Genomic DNA, 15,955 nt, shown 5'->3' on the forward strand with positions numbered 1-15,955 from the left:
GCACTCCTGAAATCGAAAGACCGTCGCGCCAGAGTGTAGACGTTGTGGTCATTCGTCTCCCGGTGCCAGCAACAGATTCGGCGCCAGACGCTGGTAGCCGTCCTGGGCCAGGCGCATGTCGAGCATCAGGCTGGACAGGTCCGCCGACAGCGCTTCGGCATGGGCGTCGTTTTCCAGGTACAACAATTTCAGATACGTGTTGCAGCTCGGGCACATCTCGGCGCGCAACGGTGCCTGATTGGCGGCGTGGCGATCGTCCTCAAGGCTGAGGTAGTCCAGCCCCTTGCTCTGTTCGCAGTACACGCATTTGACCCGCACCACATGCCACTCGCAGGCACACAAGGAACAGGCCAGATAGCGCAAGCCGTTGTGCTTGCCACGATTGCGAATCACCCCGGCCATGGCCGGTGAACCGCAGGCCGGGCATTGGCTGAGGCTGTCGCCGGGCTTGAGTTGCAGGTTGGGCGTGCTCAACAGCCAGTGGCTCCAGGCCGTTTGCAGGGCCGCACCGAGAAACGGCACCAACGCTGCCGGCACCAGCGAAAACTGGCCGCTGACCAGTGCCACCGCCCAGGCGCGTCGCTGACCGGGGCTGGCCTGGTTCAACGCTGCCAGTGCGTCGGTCACAGCCGGTTGCGACGGTGCCGGGTAGCTTTCCAGCAATGCATCGAGATACGGCTGCCAGTCGTCCTCGCGCACCAGGCTGTCGGCCGCGAAGGGCGGCAAGCCGTGTTGTTTGCAGACCTCAATGCGTTGTAGATCCAGCGGTTCGCACAGCGGCGGGTTGTCCAGCACATGCTGTTGCACCCGGCACAACCCGGCGATGAGGCGCAGATAATCGGCCAGCGGATGCCCCTCGGCCAGCTGTTCCAGGCGCTGGGCGCGCAGATCAAAAAGTGTGTGCGGCGGCAGGTGCAGAAACGGCGGCGAACTGGCCGCCGCTTCGATTTGTCCGGGTTCGAGGATGGTTGGCAACGGTCAGCCCTTTTTCGTGATCGGTGGTTTAGGTGCCTCGTCACGGGTCACCTCGCGGTACCAGAGTTCATGGTGTTTCTTCGCCCAGGGACGGCTGACCCAGCCATGCAGCATGGCGCCGACCGAACCCTTGATCCAGAGTCCGGCGTAGATGTGCACGATGATGCTCAGGATCAGCACGAACCCGGCCAGCGCATGCAGCAACATCGCCCAACGAATCGAGGTGATGCCGAAGTACTCGCTGAAATACGCCCGCCAGATCACCAGACCGCTGAACAACAGCACCAGCATGCACAGCAGTAAAGTCCAGAACAGCAGCTTCTGCCCGGCGTTGTATTTGCCCACCGCAGGCACATCCTCCTCGTCATTGGCCATCACCCGATCGATGCGCCTGAGCCACAGGCGATCATTGGCAATGAAGAAGTTGGCGCGCCAGAAGCTCAACACCAGGCCGAGGAAAAACACGAACATCAGCACGCCCATGAACGGGTGCAGGATCCTCGTCCATGGCCCGCCGCCGAACAGGTTGCTCAGCCAGAACAGCGCCGGATGGAACAACGCCAGCCCGGACAACCCGGCCATCAGGAACAGAATCGCCACCAGCCAGTGATTGGTACGCTGGTTGCTGGTGTAGCGCAGGATGGTCTTGTTGCTCATGGCCTGCCCTCCCCGCGTGGATCGAAGGTATGGACCGCCGGATCAACCTCATGCACCGAGGTGTCCGGTGGACTGGGGTGCTCATCTTCCTCGACACGGTTCGGTCCGATGCGCACGTAATGGAAGAACCCGGCCAGCACCGCCGCCCCCATGGCCAACAACGCCAGAGGTTTGCTGATGCCCTTCCACAGTCCTACCAACGGGCTGATCGCGGGATGATCAGGCAACCCGGCATAAATCCGCGGCGTGTCGGCGTGGTGCAACACATACATCACGTGGGTACCGCCAACGCCTTCGGGGTCGTACAGACCGGCGTTTTCAAAGCCACGACTCTTGAGGTCGACGATGCGCTCGGCGGCATGTTCCTTCATGTCGTCCTTGGTGCCGAACACGATGGCGCCGGTTGGACAGGTCTTCACGCAGGCCGGTTCCAGCCCCACCGCCACCCGGTCCGAACACAACGTGCATTTGTAAGCTTTGTGATCCTTTTGCGAGATGCGCGGAATGTTGAACGGGCAACCGGTGATGCAGTAGCCGCAACCGATGCAATGATCCTGATCGAAATCGACGATGCCATTGGCGTGCTTGATGATCGCACCGGGGCTGGGGCACGCCGCCAGGCAACCGGGTTCGGCGCAGTGCATGCAACCGTCCTTGCGGATCAGCCACTCCAGGTTGCCGGCGTCGGTTTCGTGCTCGGTGAAGCGCATTAACGTCCAGGTTTCCGAGGTGAGGTCTTGCGGGTTGTCGTAGGTGCCATGGTTATGGCCGACCTCGTCGCGCAACTCGTTCCATTCCGAGCAGGCGACCTGGCAAGCCTTGCAGCCGATGCATTTGGTGGTGTCGATCAGCTTGGCGACTTCGTCCACGCCGCGCACCGAGGGCGCGGGTGTGGTGGTGGCCGAGCGGGCGATGATGTCTTGGCTGGCCATTTAGACTTTCTCCACGTTGACCAGGAATGACTTGGATTCCGGGGTCTGTGTGTTGCCATCGCCGAGGAACGGCACCAGGGTGTTGGTCAGGTAGCCGTGTCGCGTGAGGCCCGTGAAACCCCAGTGCAACGGGATACCGATCTGGTGCACCACCTGATTGTTGACCTGCAGCGGACGAATCCGCTTGGTCACCACCGCCACCGCTTCAATGAAACCGCGCTTGCTGCTGACTCGCACCCGGTCACCGGCGACGATGCCTTTCTCCTTGGCCAGCACTTCGCCAATTTCAACGAATTGCTCCGGTTGGGTAATCGCGTTGAGCTTGCAGTGCTTGCTCCAGAAGTGGAAATGCTCGGTCAACCGGTAGCTGGTGGCGGCGTACGGGTAATCCTTGGCCACGCCGAGGGTTTCCCATACCGAATCGAAGATTCGCGCGGCCGGGTTACTGGTGGCTTTCTTGTTTTGCGGATGCAGCGGGTTGATACCAATTGGCGTCTCGAACGGCTCGTAGTGTTCGGGGAACGGGCCTTCGTTCATCTTGTCGACGGCGAAGAACCGCGCCACGCCTTCGGGGTTCATGATGAACGGATTCATCCCCGCTTCCGGCGCCACGTCGGCCTTGTAGTCCGGCACATCGGTGCCGCCCCAGGCCTTGCCGTTCCACCACACCAGGCGTTTTTTCGGATCCCACGGCTTGCCGGACAAATCCGCCGAAGCACGGTTATAGAGAATCCGTCGGTTCGCCGGCCAGGCCCACGCCCAACCTTGATGCTGATGCATGCCGAACGGATCGTTGTTGTCACGGCGCGCCATCTGGTTGCCCGCCTCGGTCCAGCTGCCGCAGAAAATCCAGCACCCGGATGCCGTACTGCCGTCGTCCTTGAGTTGACCGAACCCGGCCAATTGCGCGTTGCCCTTGATCGCCGCGCCCGTCGCGTCGGTGAAATCCGTGGTGGCGTAGCCGTTGATTTCCTTGGCCAGTTCTTCCGGTGAAGGCTCGTGAGCAATTTTGTACGGCCACGACAGTTTCAGCATCGGATCGGGGTATTTGCCGCCCTCTTTCTCGTATCGCTGGCGCAGACGCAGGAACAGTTCACACATGATCCGTATGTCGGTGCGCGCTTCGCCGGGGCCATCGGCGCCCTTCCAGTGCCATTGCAACCAGCGGCTGCTGTTGACCAGAGAGCCGTCTTCCTCGGCGAAACAGGTCGTGGGCAAGCGAATGACTTCGGTCTGGATCTCGGCGCTGTTGACGTCGTTATACGGCCCGACCTTTTGCCAGAACTCCGAGGTCTCGGTGGCCAGCGGGTCCATCACCACCAGCCATTTCAGCTTGGCCAGTGCCGCCATCACCCGGTTTTTATCGGGCAGCGCGGCGATGGGGTTGAAGCCCTGGCACATGTAGCCGTTGACCTTGCCCTGGCCCATCAGGTCGAATACCTTGAGGATGTCGTAGTTGGGAATGTCCAGCTTCGGCAGGTGGTCGTAGGCCCAGTTGTTCTCGACCGTGGCATTGGCGCCGTACCAGGCTTTCATCAGGCTGACATGGAACTTGCCGTAGTTCTGCCAGTAGGACAGCTGCCCTGGGCGCAACGGTTTTTGTGTGCGCTTGACGATGTAGGCGTTGTAATCCTGCTCGGCATCGGTGGGCAGCGTGAGGTAGCCCGGCAGCGAGTTCGACAGCAGGCCCAGATCGGTCAGGCCCTGGATATTGGAGTGCCCGCGCAAGGCATTCACGCCCCCGCCCGGCATGCCGACGTTGCCCAACAGCAGTTGCACCATCGCCGCGCTGCGGATGATCTGCGCGCCAATCGAGTGCTGAGTCCAGCCCAGGGCATAGAGAATCGTCATGGTCTTGCCCGGTTGCGAGCACGTGGCGATCTCTTCCCAGATTTTTTGCATCGCATCGACCGGCATGCCACAGATCTGGCTCGCCAACTGGATGTTGTAGCGGCTGTAGTGCTGCTTCATCAGTTGATAGACGCAACGCGGGTCTTGCAGGGTCGGGTCGACTTTGGCGAAGCCGTCTTCACCTAGCTCATAACCCCAGCCGGACTTGTCGGTGTACGTCCGTTTGGCCGCGTCGTAACCGCTGAAAATCCCGTCCTCGAAGCCATACCCGGCTTTGACGATGAACGACACGTCAGTGTAATTGCGCACGTATTCGTGCTGGATCTTGTCCTCGGTCAGCAGGTAATTGATCAGCCCGCCCATGAAGGCGATGTCGGTGCCGGTGCGGATCGGCGCGTAAAAATCGGCCACCGAAGCGGTCCGGGTAAAACGCGGATCGACCACGATCAGCCGGGCGTTGTTGTGCGCCTTGGCTTCGGTCACCCATTTGAAGCCGCACGGATGCGCTTCTGCTGCGTTGCCGCCCATCACCAGAACCAGATTCGCGTTAGCGATATCGGTCCAGTGGTTGGTCATGGCACCACGGCCGTACGTCGGGGCAAGACTTGCCACCGTCGGGCCGTGTCAGACACGCGCCTGGTTATCAAACCCCAGTATGCCGAGACTGCGAATGACCTTGTGGGTGATGTAGCCCGCTTCGTTGGACGCCGCCGAGGCCGCGAGGAACCCGGTGGTGAGCCAGCGGTTCACCGTTTGGCCCTGGGCGTTTTTCTCGACGAAGTTGGCGTCGCGGTCGGCCTTCATCAGGTCGGCCACGCGGTCCAGTGCTTCATCCCAGGAAATACGCGTCCACTCGGTGCTGCCGGGCTTGCGCATCTGCGGGTATTGCAGGCGTCCGGGGCTGTGAATGAAGTCCAGCAGGCCTGCGCCTTTGGGGCAAAGGGTGCCGCGGTTGACCGGGTGGTCGGCGTCACCTTCTATATGGATGATGTTTTGCGCGACATTCTTCGCATGATCGCCCTGGCTGTACATGATCAAACCGCAACCGACCGAGCAATACGGGCAGGTGTTGCGGGTTTCATGGGTGTGGGCGAGCTTGAAATGACGCACCTGTTCGGCAAAGGCAGCCGTTGGGGCCATGCCCAACGCGCCAAGGCTAGAGCCTGCAAGGCCGATACCGGCGACCTTGAAGAACTGACGACGGCTGAGATCCATCGTGCACTCCTGATCAGGTGGAACCCGGTACATGGCCGGGTCTTTTTGAACAACCACGGTGGCGGCAGTCTGAGTGCCGACACTTCAACTTTAGCCAATGCTGTCGAATTCACCATGACAACCGACCGTCGGACAAAATCAGCTTGCTGCGAAGACCCTTGTGGGAGCGAGCCTGCTCGCGATGGTGTGTCAGCTGACATCAGCGTATCTGACCCACCATCGCGAGCAGGCTCGCTCCTGCAGTAGGATGGCGCTTATCATTGGCGCATGTTCAACCCCGCCTTACGAGACCGCGCATGACTTTCGACTTTGATCAGGTGTTCGACCGCCACAACACCGGCAGCACCAAATGGAGCCGCTACCCGGCCGACGTGTTGCCGATGTGGGTCGCCGACATGGACTTCGCCGCGCCGCCGGTGATTGTCCAGGCCCTGCAAAAACGCCTGGAGCACCCGATGGTCGGCTACAGCGTTGCCCAGGACGACTTGCGCGAAGCGATCGTCGCCGATCTCTGGAACAAGTACGCCTGGCGCGTCGAACCGCAAGAGCTGATCTTCCTGCCGGGGGTCGAGTCGGGCTTCAACATGGCGCTCAAGGCGCTGGTACAGGCACAACAGAATGTCGTCGTGCAGGTTCCAAACTATCCGCCGCTGCGCCATGCGCCGGGGCATTGGGGGCTGAACAAGGTAGAGCTGAGTTTCGATTCGCTGCCGGACGGCACCTATGCCACGCCGCTGGCAACGTTGAGCGAATCCTTGCAGGGCGGCGGCGCGCTGCTGCTGAGCAACCCGCACAACCCGTTGGGCAAAGCCTTTCCCCGGGAAGAGCTGCAAGCCATTGCCGATATCTGCATGGAGCACGACGCCTGGATCATCTCCGACGAGATCCACGCCGAGCTGTGCTTCGACGGCCGCACGCACATTCCGATGGCCACCCTGAGCCCGCAAATCGCCCAACGCACCATCACGCTGATGTCGGCGAGCAAGGCCTACAACATCGCGGGGCTGAAAACCTCGTTCATGATCATTCAGGACCGCCACGTGCGCGAGCGCGTCAACCACGCCCGATGCGGCATGGTCGACAGCGTCAACCCGCTGGGCATGGAAGCCACTCGCGTGGCCTACAGCGAAGCGGCGCCTTGGCTCGCCGAGTTGAAGGTTTACCTGCAAGGCAACCGCAATTACCTGGTCGACGCCGTGCGCACCCGTTTGCCGGGCATCACCATGAACGTTCCGCAAAGTACCTACCTGGCCTGGCTGGATTGCTCGGCGCTGGGGCTGGACAATCCGCAGCAGTTCTTCCTTGAACAGGCCAAGGTCGGCCTGAGTGCCGGACTGGATTTTGGCGATGACTGCAAGCAGTTCGTGCGCCTGAACTTCGGCTGCCCACGCTCACTGCTGGAAGAAGGCCTGGCGCGGATGGAGCGCAGCTTGCGCAACCTGAAGGCCTGATTCTCCCCGAAGCCCCCCGCTACCCCCCCCTGTAGCAAGCTTGCTCGCGATGGCGGTATCACAGTCAACATTTTTGTTGATTGACACACCACTTTCGCGAGCAAGCTTGCTCCTACAGGTTCTTGTGTGTGTCATTAAATCGATGCTGTTACGCGGTGGAATAATTGAACCCGTGGCGACCTCCAGGGCTCAACACCCTATAGGTCTTGATACCTGGAGGTCGTCATGTCCGCGCCCGTCTTCAAGCTGTTCACTCAACCGAACTTCGCCTGGACGGATATTCGCCAGGAAGAGGAAGCTCATCGCTGGATGTCACGTACCTTTGAGTCCATGCCCACGGTCAATCAATGCATCGGGTTTACCGCGTTCAACGTGCTTACCCCTGAGTACCTGCGCGCTACAGTCAGTTGATGGACTTCACAGCCTGGGTGGCGGTGCTGGGTGCGGTGTTGCTGACGCTGGCACTGACATCGTCTTACCTGCGCTGGCTGCCGGTGACCACTTCCGCGGTCTGTCTGGTGCTGGGTGTGGTCATCGGGCCGGCGGGACTGGGATTGCTCAGGCTCGATATCAAGGAAGCGGCGTTCTGGATGGAGCATCTGTCCGAAGTCGCCGTGCTTTTTTCACTGTTTGTCTGCGGCTTGAAACTGCGCTTGCCCCTTCGCGACCTTCGATGGCGAGTGGCATTCACCCTGGCGGGACCGGTGATGGTCCTGACCATTATCGGTGTCGGGTTATTGCTGCACTTCGGTTTTGCATTACCGTGGGGACCGTCGCTGTTGATCGGGGCGATCCTGGCGCCCACCGACCCGGTACTGGCCTCACTGGTGCAGGTCAACGATGCCAAGGACTACGATACGGTACGGTTCGGGCTGACGGGCGAGGCTGGTCTCAACGACGGGATCGCCTTCCCCTTTGTCATCCTCGGGTTGCTGCTTATGCAGCACAGCGGCGACACGTACGCCTGGCTTGATGACTGGGCATTGAAGCAACTGTTGTGGGCATTGCCCGCAGGTTTGCTGACCGGGTACTGGATGGGGCGCGGCATTGGCCGCCTGACGCTGTTCATGCGCATCAGGAATGCCGACAGCACCTTCTCGCCCAATGATTACCTGGCCCTTGCCCTGATTGCCTTGGCCTATGTCGTGGCCGAAGCGATTCAGGGCTACGGTTTTCTCTCGGTGTTTGCCGCTGGCCTGGGGTTGCGTCAGGCCGAGGTCAGGACAGCGGGCGATGCCCACACACCGGCGGAGCATCTGGTTAAAGCCGTGGTAGGCCATCAGAACGTCGAACCCGAGGACGCGGTGCACGGTGACGTCGACAACCTTGAGGAATCTCAGGTTGCGGCCGGGATCATGATGGGCGATATGCTTTCATTTGGCAGCTTGGTGGAGCGCGCCATGGAAGTGTTTCTGGTGACGCTGCTGGGGGTGGTGCTGATCACCCACTGGGACTGGCGAGCCCTGGTGATTGCGCTGGTGTTGTTCGGGATAATCCGCCCCCTGAGCGTCGCGCTGATGCCGTGGGGCCGGTTGATCGATGGCCCGCAACGCCTGCTGATCGGCTGGTTCGGTATCCGCGGCATCGGTAGTTTTTACTACCTGTTCTATGCCTTGAACCATGACTTGATGCCGTCGGTCGCGACGTTATGCGCCGATATCACGCTCTCGGTCGTGGCGCTGAGCATTCTGGTACATGGCATCAGCACCCAGCCGATGCTGGCCCGCTACGAGCGGCGCAAGCGCCGTGTCACTTCATCGCCCGCGCGATGATTTCCACCAGGTTGAGCTGGGTAAACGGTTTGGACAGCCGGGGTAAATGAGCCGCAAACCCCTCAAGGCGCTCGGCGTAACCGGTAGCGAGGATGATTGGCAACGCAGGATTCATCAGGCGGATGGCGTGGGCCAGTTGCGCACCACTCATCTGCGGCATGGCCATGTCGGTGATGACCAGATTGATATCCGGTTCGCTGTCGAACAACTCCAGAGCCCTGGCCCCGGAGGCGGCACTGACGACACGGTGTCCTAGATCCTCCAGCAACAGGCTCGTACTGGTCAGAACCAGGCTGTCATCGTCCACCACCAGCACACACAGACGGGGCACCGTAATGGCCGCCTCCTGCACCGCCGGTTTGGTGGCAGAGCCATTGGTGGCAACCGGCAACCAGAGCTCGGCGGTCGTGCCAAAGTCCTTCTGGCTTTTGAGGATAAAGCGCCCGCCCAGTTGCTCAATGAACCCATGCACCATCGACAGTCCGAGCCCTGTGCCTTTGCCGACACCCTTGGTGGTAAAGAACGGATCCATCGCAGAGGCCAGCGTGACTTCGTCCATGCCCTCCCCGGTATCGGTCACATCCAGGCAGACATAGCGCCCAACTGCCAGGGATGAACGGCTGCTTTCAGCGACCTCCTCTGTTCTTGCACTGATCAGGATTTTTCCGCCGAGGGGCATCGCATCCCGGGCGTTGGTCGCCAGATTGAGCACGGCCAGTTCCAACTGATTGACGTCAGCCAGCACGGGCTCCAGACCCCTTGGAAAACGGATCTCGACTTCCACAGAAGGCCCCAGCGAACTGCGCAACAGTCCGGAAATACCTTCGATCAGCTTTGGCAGCTGTACCGGTTCGGATTTGAGTTCCTGTCGCCTGGCAAAGGCCAGCATTCGCTGGGTCAGGGAAACGCCTCGCAAGGCGCCTTGGGTTGCGTTGTCGATCAGGCGGATGAGTTTCGAATCGTCTGTCACGCGTTTGCGCACGATTTCCAGATTGCCGAGGATCACCGTCAGCAGATTATTGAAGTCATGGGCGATCCCGCCGCTGAGCTGACCGATTGCCTGCATTTTCTGCGCCTGGAACAGCGCTTCGCGAGTGGTCTCGAGTGCTTGTTGGGCTTGCGTGACTTCGGTGATATCCCGGGTAATCTTGGCAAACCCGAGCAAGGTCCCAGTGTCGCCCCAGATCGGGTCCACGACCACATGGGCGAGGAACCGCGTACCGTCCTTGCGCACCCGCCAGCCTTTGTTTTCAAAGCGCCCCTCTCGAACAGCAACCTCCAGCGTGCGTTGCGGCTCGCCGGCAGCGCGGTCCTCGGGGGTGTAGAACATCGAAAAATGCTGGCCGATGACCTCCTCGGGAAAATAGCCCTTGATGCGCTGAGCCCCCGGATTCCAGTTGGTCAGCCGTCCATCCGGGGCAAGCATGTAGATCGCATAGTCCGTCACGCTTTGCACCAGCAGGCGAAACTGTTGCTCGCTTTGCTTGAGCACTTCTTCGGCCATTTTGCGGTCGGTCAGGTCCCGAGTGATCTTGGCGAACCCCAGCAAGGTGCCCGACGAGTCGCGAATCGGGTCGATCACCACATGGGACCAAAAGTGCGTGCCGTCCTTGCGCACCCGCCAGCCCTCACCTTCGAAACGCCCTTCAGTGAGCGCCGTGTCAAGCGCCCGCTGGGGCAACCCGGCACGGCGATCGTCTTCGGTATAGAAACGCGAGAAATGCTGGCCGAGAATCTCGGCTTCTTCATAACCCTTGAAACGCCTGGCGCCAGCGTTCCAGCTGGTGATGATGCCATCGGGATCAATCATGTAGATCGCGTAGTCGATCACTGCATCGATCAGCAGTCGAAAGCGACTGTCGTCGATTGCGTTGGACCTGGTTCGATCTTCACTCATGGATGCGCCACCTGATTGTTTCTGTGGAGTATGCGACAAACCACCAAATTGGAAAGCTCGATTAACCGCGAGCGGTAACTCGCATGAAAGTCTTCACCTGGTTGTCGCGGTCAATCGGAGTGTAGACAGGCCATGGGATCGCTCACATCGCAGGGTAAAGAGGCGAAGTAGAAATCGACCACCAACGGGGCAACAACTGCCTGACCTTGCCCTCGCCAAAGCGGTCATCAATCAACATCACCACCCCTTGATCCTGCTGGGTGCGAATCACCCGCCCCGCCGCCTGAACCACTTTCTGCACACCGGGAAACAGGTAGGTGTAGTCGTAACCGGCACCAAAGATCGCCGCCATACGATGTTTCAACTGTTCATTCACCGGGTTGAGTTGTGCCAGCCCCAAGGTGGCAATGAACGCACCGATCAGCCTCGCACCGGGCAAATCAATACCTTCACCGAACGCCCCGCCGAGCACCGCGAAACCGACGCCTTGACCGTCGGCGCTGAACTGGTCGAGAAACTGCTGGCGTTGCTCTTCCGCCATGCCTCGGGACTGCGACCATAACTTGATATGCGGATGGCTCTCGCCCAGCAACTGCGCCACCTGCTGCAAATAATCGAAGCTGCTGAAAAACGCCAGGTAATTGCCGGGACGTTCGGTGAACTGCCTGGCGATCAGCGCCACTATCGGTTCAAGGGATGACTGGCGGTGAACGAACCGCGTGGAGATCTGGCTGACGATGTGTACTTGCAGTTGGTCGGCGTGAAACGGTGATTCAACGTCGATGCACACCGTGTCTGCCGGGGTACCCAGCAAATCGGCATAATAGTGTCGGGGGCTGAGGGTCGCGGAAAACAGCACGGTACTGCGGGCAGCGCTCAGGCGGGGACGGATAAACCCCGCAGGCACCACGTTGCGTAAACACAACTGCGAGAGCGGGCGTTTGCGGTCGAGATCGCGCTTGCTGATATCGAACAGAAACTGTTCATCGAACAACTCGGCCACCCGGCCAAATTGCAGGATGTCGAAATAAAAGCTCTGCAGCGCGCTATCGAGTCCCAGGGGGTGATCGTTCAGATAGTCGCCAATGCTGGCGCTGCACGAAGACAACGCCTGAAGCAGTTTTTCCGGGGCCTTGTCATAGGCCTGATAGATGCCGGTTTGCAGGTTATGCAGCGCATTCCACTCACGATTGACCCTTTGCAAAGGCTTTTTCAGTGCTTCGGGTGCCGTTTTTCGCACGTCATTGAGTGCCGCTTGATCAAGGCTGGCGCTGTACATCTGGCGACCACGCTCCACCAGGTTGTGAGCCTCGTCGACCAGCACCGCGACTTTCCAGTTATTGGCCTGCGCCAATCCGAACAGCAAAGCGCTGAAATCGAAGTAGTAGTTGTAGTCGGCAACCACCACGTCCGCCCATCGCGCCATTTCCTGACTCAGATAATACGGGCAGACATCGTGCGCCAGGGCGACTTCGCGCAAGGCCCCCTGGTTCAACAGGCTCAACTGGCTGGCGGCCTGACGCGCCGCCGGCAGACGATCATAGAAGCCGCGAGCCAGCGGACAGGATTCGCCATGACAGGCCTTGTCCGGGTGTTCACAGGCCTTGTCCCGGGCGATCATTTCCAAAACCCGCAAGGGTGGCGCGTCGACGCCTTCAAGAATCACCTGGGCGGCATCCAGTGCCAATTTTCGCCCCGGGGTTTTCGCCGTGAGAAAAAACACCTTGTCCAGTTCCTGCGGCGCCATAGCCTTGAGCATGGGAAATAACGTGCCAAGGGTTTTGCCGATTCCTGTTGGGGCCTGGGCCATCAGGCAGCGGCCGGTGCTGACGGCCTTGTACACCGACTCGGCGAGGTGACGCTGCCCCGGTCGAAAGTCGGCATGGGGAAAGGTCAACTGTTGCGCCGCCCGATTGCGCCCTTCGCGATGGGCCATCTCCTGCTCGGCCCAATGCAGGAACCGCGCGCAATGCGCCTCGAAAAACGCTTGCAGCTCATCGGCGCCAAACGCTTCGGCCAGACAGGTTTCCTTCTCGCTGACGATATCGAAATACACCAGCGCCAGATTGATGTGTGCCAGATCGAGTTTTCGGCACATCAGCCAACCGTAGATTTTCACCTGGGCCCAGTGCAACTCCCGGTGGTTGGCGGGTTGTTTGCTCAAGTCGCCACGGTAGGTCTTGACCTCTTCCAGGCAGTTTTGCGCCGGGTCATAGCCGTCCGCCCTGCCCTTGACGGTCAACGTCTGAAAGCATCCTTCAAGGGCCACTTCGCTTTGATAGCTATCACTGCGACGAGACGCCACCGTGCGATGCCCGACAATGCCTTCCAGCGCTGTCGGTGACGGCGTGAAACGCAGATCGAGGTCGCCGACCTTGGCGGTGAACTCACACAGCGCCCGTACCGCAATGCTGTAGCTCAAGTGTCCGGCTCCGCCCATTGCACATAGCAGACGGCTATTGGCATCTGGTGTTCATGGCAGAATTCGAGCCAGCGAACCTGGTTGTCCTGAAGTCGATCCCCCGGCCCCTTGACCTCGATCATGCGGTAGGTCTTTTCCTGCGGCCAGAACTGGATCAGGTCCGGCATGCCGGCACGGTTGGCCTTGATGTCCAGCAACAGGCGGTTGAACCAGTGTTTGAGGTGCTCGGCAGGCAAGCAGTCCAGGGCCTGTTCGAGCAGTTCTTCGCTGAGCACGCTCCAGAACACGAACGGCGACTGCACGCCCCATTTGCTGGCATAGCGTTCGCGAATGGTCTGGCGGTAACGCCCGTCGTCGAGTTCATCGAGGCACGCCTGAAACAACGCTGCCCGACGGCCAGGGAAGTCTTCGTTCAGCAGATCCACGGGCCCGCGCTGGAACGGGTTGAAAAAGGCCCCCGGCAACGGCGCAAAAATCGCCGGCCAGCACAGCAGCCCGAACAGCGAATTGATCAGGCTGTTTTCGACGTAATGCACCGGCGCCGTTTCTTCCGACAAATGCGCCTGAACATGAAACTCCACCGACAACGCCGGTTCGCCTCTGGGCAATTGCAGATCCAGCCGCTGCATGGACCGAGGCGACGCGCGTTTTATCGGCGGCCCGCCGAGCTTGCGACGTAACCTGGGCAGCATGCGGAGCAATTGCTGTTGTTCGGCGGCACTTTCCGGCGCCTGTTCGGCCCGCGTCGCCAGCTCCAGGGCCAACTGGAACTCACCGCAGCGTTCCAGCACCCGAATCAACCGAGCGCGTGCGCCGGGATAGCTACATTGGCGGTACAGGTTCAGGGCCGTGGAGAAATCCGCAATGCGTTCACAGTGTTGGGCCATCTGGAACAGCAGCTTGCCACGTCGTCGTTGCAACCAGGGGTTGTCCAACACCAAAGCCGAAATCCGTTCAACCACTTCGTCCAGCGCCTCTGCGGCCTCGAACTGTTGCTGATAGTCGTGCAGCAGCAGGCAGGCATCCACATCGTCACGGCTGCGCAAGCCCCGTGAATCTGCGCAGAACTCGACTTTTTCGTAGGTGTAGACACCGAGGTCGGCCAGTACGAACTCCGACCAGTCCTGATAAAGATTGCCGAAAAACATCAAGCGCAGTCGATCGCACAGGCCCATGATGGTCAGGCTGAACAAGCGCTCCTCCAGAGACGGGCACCAGTCGTTGAAGCTTTGCGTTTGCGGGAACTGTTCGCGCAATGCAGGCAGCCAATCGGTTTTTTTGCCCTTGGGCTGGTCGATGGCAGCGCTGAAACACTGGAGGATTTCCGCCTTGAGCAGCACCTCGAACAGCGTATCGATCGACAACGGCATGTGTTCATCGACCCACCCCAGTTCAAGCAGTGGTCCGGCTGCGGTGTCGATATCACCGATTTCGTCGTAATGCAGTTTGCTCGCCCTGAAGTGAATGCCTTTGCGCATCACCATCCTGACCAGGAGTGCCTTCGATTCACGGGGCAAGCGTTTGAAATCGCCAATGAAGGACTGCTCCTCGACGCTCAGCACATCGGCGTAGCGAAGCTCAAGCCAATCAAGCACTTGCATGAAGTTGTTGAGGTAATAGAACGGATCGTCAAGAGGGTTTGCAGTCACGGGTCATCGGGCCAAGGCTATCGAGTACTGGTTATGCATACAGATACCAGTTTCACTCAGTCCGGTGCAAACGGAAAAGGATCAATGGCAGCACAGTCCGCTATATTTTCAGGATGGGAGAACTTTCATCCGATCCACGACACCAATCGCGATAGCGCTGCAGCGGATCGGACTGGCCGCGCTGTTTCCTTTACGCAGGAGAGATGAACATGAACATCAAGACTCTGGGTCTACCCTTGGCAATAGCCGCTATTCTGGCGTTGGCCGGTTGCTCGACGCCAACCGTCGTAACCCTGCAGAACGGCACCCAGTATTTGACCAAGGACATGCCGAAAACCAAGACCAAAGACGGCTTCTACGAGTTCGAGGATATTTCTGGAGCGACGGTAAAGGTCAGGTCCGATGAAGTGGCTACGATTCGTCAGGAAGACTGATTTTATGGGCCGCGAGTAAAACCGACATGTTAAAGGTCACACCATTGCTGGTCTCCCTCCTCGCCGCCGCTGCATGCGCTTCGGTGAGCCTAAGTGCGGTTGCCGCGAAGCGTGCCCCCACCTTCAAGACCAGCTTCGACTGCGCGACAGCCCGTTTGCCGGTCGAGAAGCTTGTCTGCCAGGACGCTCGACTGGCACAGATGGATCTGGAACTGTCGCGGTTGTATCAGCTGGCGCTCACGGACCAACGCTCTGTTCCGCCCCCGGACAAGGTCGAAATCGACCAACGGTTCTGGATTGCCACCCGAAACCAGTGCGGCACCCAGGCAGACATAAAGACGTGTACGATCCGCAGTTATGCCGAGCGCGCCCATCAACTGCGCCAGGGCTCGGCCATTGCGAGGACCAAGGATCCAAGCCGGCAGACCGACGGCCCGCTGGCCTTCCGTTGCGCAGGCTTGAACGCGCTCGTTGCAGCGACCTTCTTTACCGTCGAGCCGGGCGTGGTGTTCCTGGCATGGGCGAACAACTCGGTCGCCCTTACCCAGGCCCCCGGCAATCCGGGAGGCCAGTACGCGGGTAAAGATGTCAGGGGCAGTTACAGGTTTTGGCAGAACGGTAGCGACGTACTGTTCCAGGTCCCCGGTTCGGGGCAGATGAGTTGTGCGGCTGAACCCACGAGTTGATTGTCGAATTCCAC

12 protein-coding genes are annotated in these 15,955 nt (G+C 60.0%); 5 read left to right on the top strand and 7 right to left on the bottom strand.

The features are described 5' to 3' along the window. Window positions 1-48: 48 nt before the first annotated feature. The 4 genes from fdhE to fdnG are packed head-to-tail and all read right to left on the bottom strand — an operon-like array spanning window position 49 to window position 5,630. The gene (fdhE, locus tag CKW15_RS13685) at window positions 49-975 is read right to left on the bottom strand and encodes a formate dehydrogenase accessory protein FdhE (RefSeq protein ID WP_095152214.1); all 927 of its coding nucleotides are present in this window, start codon (window positions 973-975) and stop codon (window positions 49-51) included. Between the two features lie 3 nt (window positions 976-978). Continuing rightward, complete coding sequence (locus tag CKW15_RS13690; protein ID WP_095152215.1) at window positions 979-1,632, bottom strand: formate dehydrogenase subunit gamma; 654 nt, start codon at window positions 1,630-1,632, stop codon at window positions 979-981. Next, the gene (fdxH, locus tag CKW15_RS13695) at window positions 1,629-2,564 is read right to left on the bottom strand and encodes a formate dehydrogenase subunit beta (protein WP_095152216.1); all 936 of its coding nucleotides are present in this window, start codon (window positions 2,562-2,564) and stop codon (window positions 1,629-1,631) included. Before fdxH ends, CKW15_RS13690 begins: the two co-directional genes overlap by 4 nt. Then, entirely contained in the window at window positions 2,565-5,630 is a 3,066-nt protein-coding gene (gene fdnG / locus CKW15_RS13700; protein ID WP_143498433.1) for a formate dehydrogenase-N subunit alpha, read from the bottom strand. A gap of 296 nt (window positions 5,631-5,926) precedes the next feature. Here fdnG and CKW15_RS13710 point away from each other — a divergent pair, with 296 nt between their 5' ends. From CKW15_RS13710 to CKW15_RS13720, 3 genes are all read left to right on the top strand, one after another. Then, window positions 5,927-7,081, top strand: a complete 1,155-nt coding sequence (locus CKW15_RS13710) for a MalY/PatB family protein (protein ID WP_095152218.1) — start codon at window positions 5,927-5,929, stop codon at window positions 7,079-7,081. A 225-nt stretch (window positions 7,082-7,306) separates the two neighbouring features. Continuing rightward, on the top strand, window positions 7,307-7,492 hold the full coding sequence (locus CKW15_RS13715; RefSeq protein ID WP_095152219.1) for a hypothetical protein: 186 nt from the start codon (window positions 7,307-7,309) through the stop codon (window positions 7,490-7,492). Then, complete coding sequence (locus CKW15_RS13720; protein WP_095152220.1) at window positions 7,492-8,853, top strand: sodium:proton antiporter; 1,362 nt, start codon at window positions 7,492-7,494, stop codon at window positions 8,851-8,853. Before CKW15_RS13715 ends, CKW15_RS13720 begins: the two co-directional genes overlap by 1 nt. On the opposite strand, the gene CKW15_RS13725 is transcribed toward CKW15_RS13720, so the two are convergent. The 3 genes from CKW15_RS13725 to CKW15_RS13735 form a co-directional block, all read right to left on the bottom strand. Continuing rightward, window positions 8,831-10,750, bottom strand: a complete 1,920-nt coding sequence (locus tag CKW15_RS13725; RefSeq protein WP_095152221.1) for a PAS domain-containing sensor histidine kinase — start codon at window positions 10,748-10,750, stop codon at window positions 8,831-8,833. The genes CKW15_RS13720 and CKW15_RS13725 overlap by 23 nt on opposite strands. A 142-nt stretch (window positions 10,751-10,892) precedes the next feature. Then, entirely contained in the window at window positions 10,893-13,172 is a 2,280-nt protein-coding gene (locus CKW15_RS13730; protein WP_095152251.1) for an ATP-dependent DNA helicase, read from the bottom strand. Further along, a complete protein-coding gene (locus CKW15_RS13735) occupies window positions 13,169-14,821 on the bottom strand; it encodes a VRR-NUC domain-containing protein (protein WP_095152222.1) in 1,653 nt (550 codons plus the stop codon). The genes CKW15_RS13730 and CKW15_RS13735 overlap by 4 nt, the downstream gene beginning before the upstream one ends. A 209-nt stretch (window positions 14,822-15,030) precedes the next feature. On the opposite strand from CKW15_RS13735, the gene CKW15_RS13740 reads away from it, so the two are divergent. Both CKW15_RS13740 and CKW15_RS13745 read left to right on the top strand, forming a co-directional pair. Continuing rightward, the gene (locus tag CKW15_RS13740) at window positions 15,031-15,255 is read left to right on the top strand and encodes a YgdI/YgdR family lipoprotein (protein ID WP_095056155.1); all 225 of its coding nucleotides are present in this window, start codon (window positions 15,031-15,033) and stop codon (window positions 15,253-15,255) included. A gap of 26 nt (window positions 15,256-15,281) precedes the next feature. Then, window positions 15,282-15,941, top strand: coding sequence for an MliC family protein (locus CKW15_RS13745; protein WP_095152223.1), 660 nt, complete (start codon window positions 15,282-15,284; stop codon window positions 15,939-15,941). The last annotated feature ends 14 nt before the right edge of the window (window positions 15,942-15,955 follow it).

Origin of the sequence: Pseudomonas sp. Irchel s3b5 (assembly GCF_900187435.1) — a bacterium.
Taxonomy (GTDB): Bacteria; Pseudomonadota; Gammaproteobacteria; order Pseudomonadales; family Pseudomonadaceae; genus Aquipseudomonas.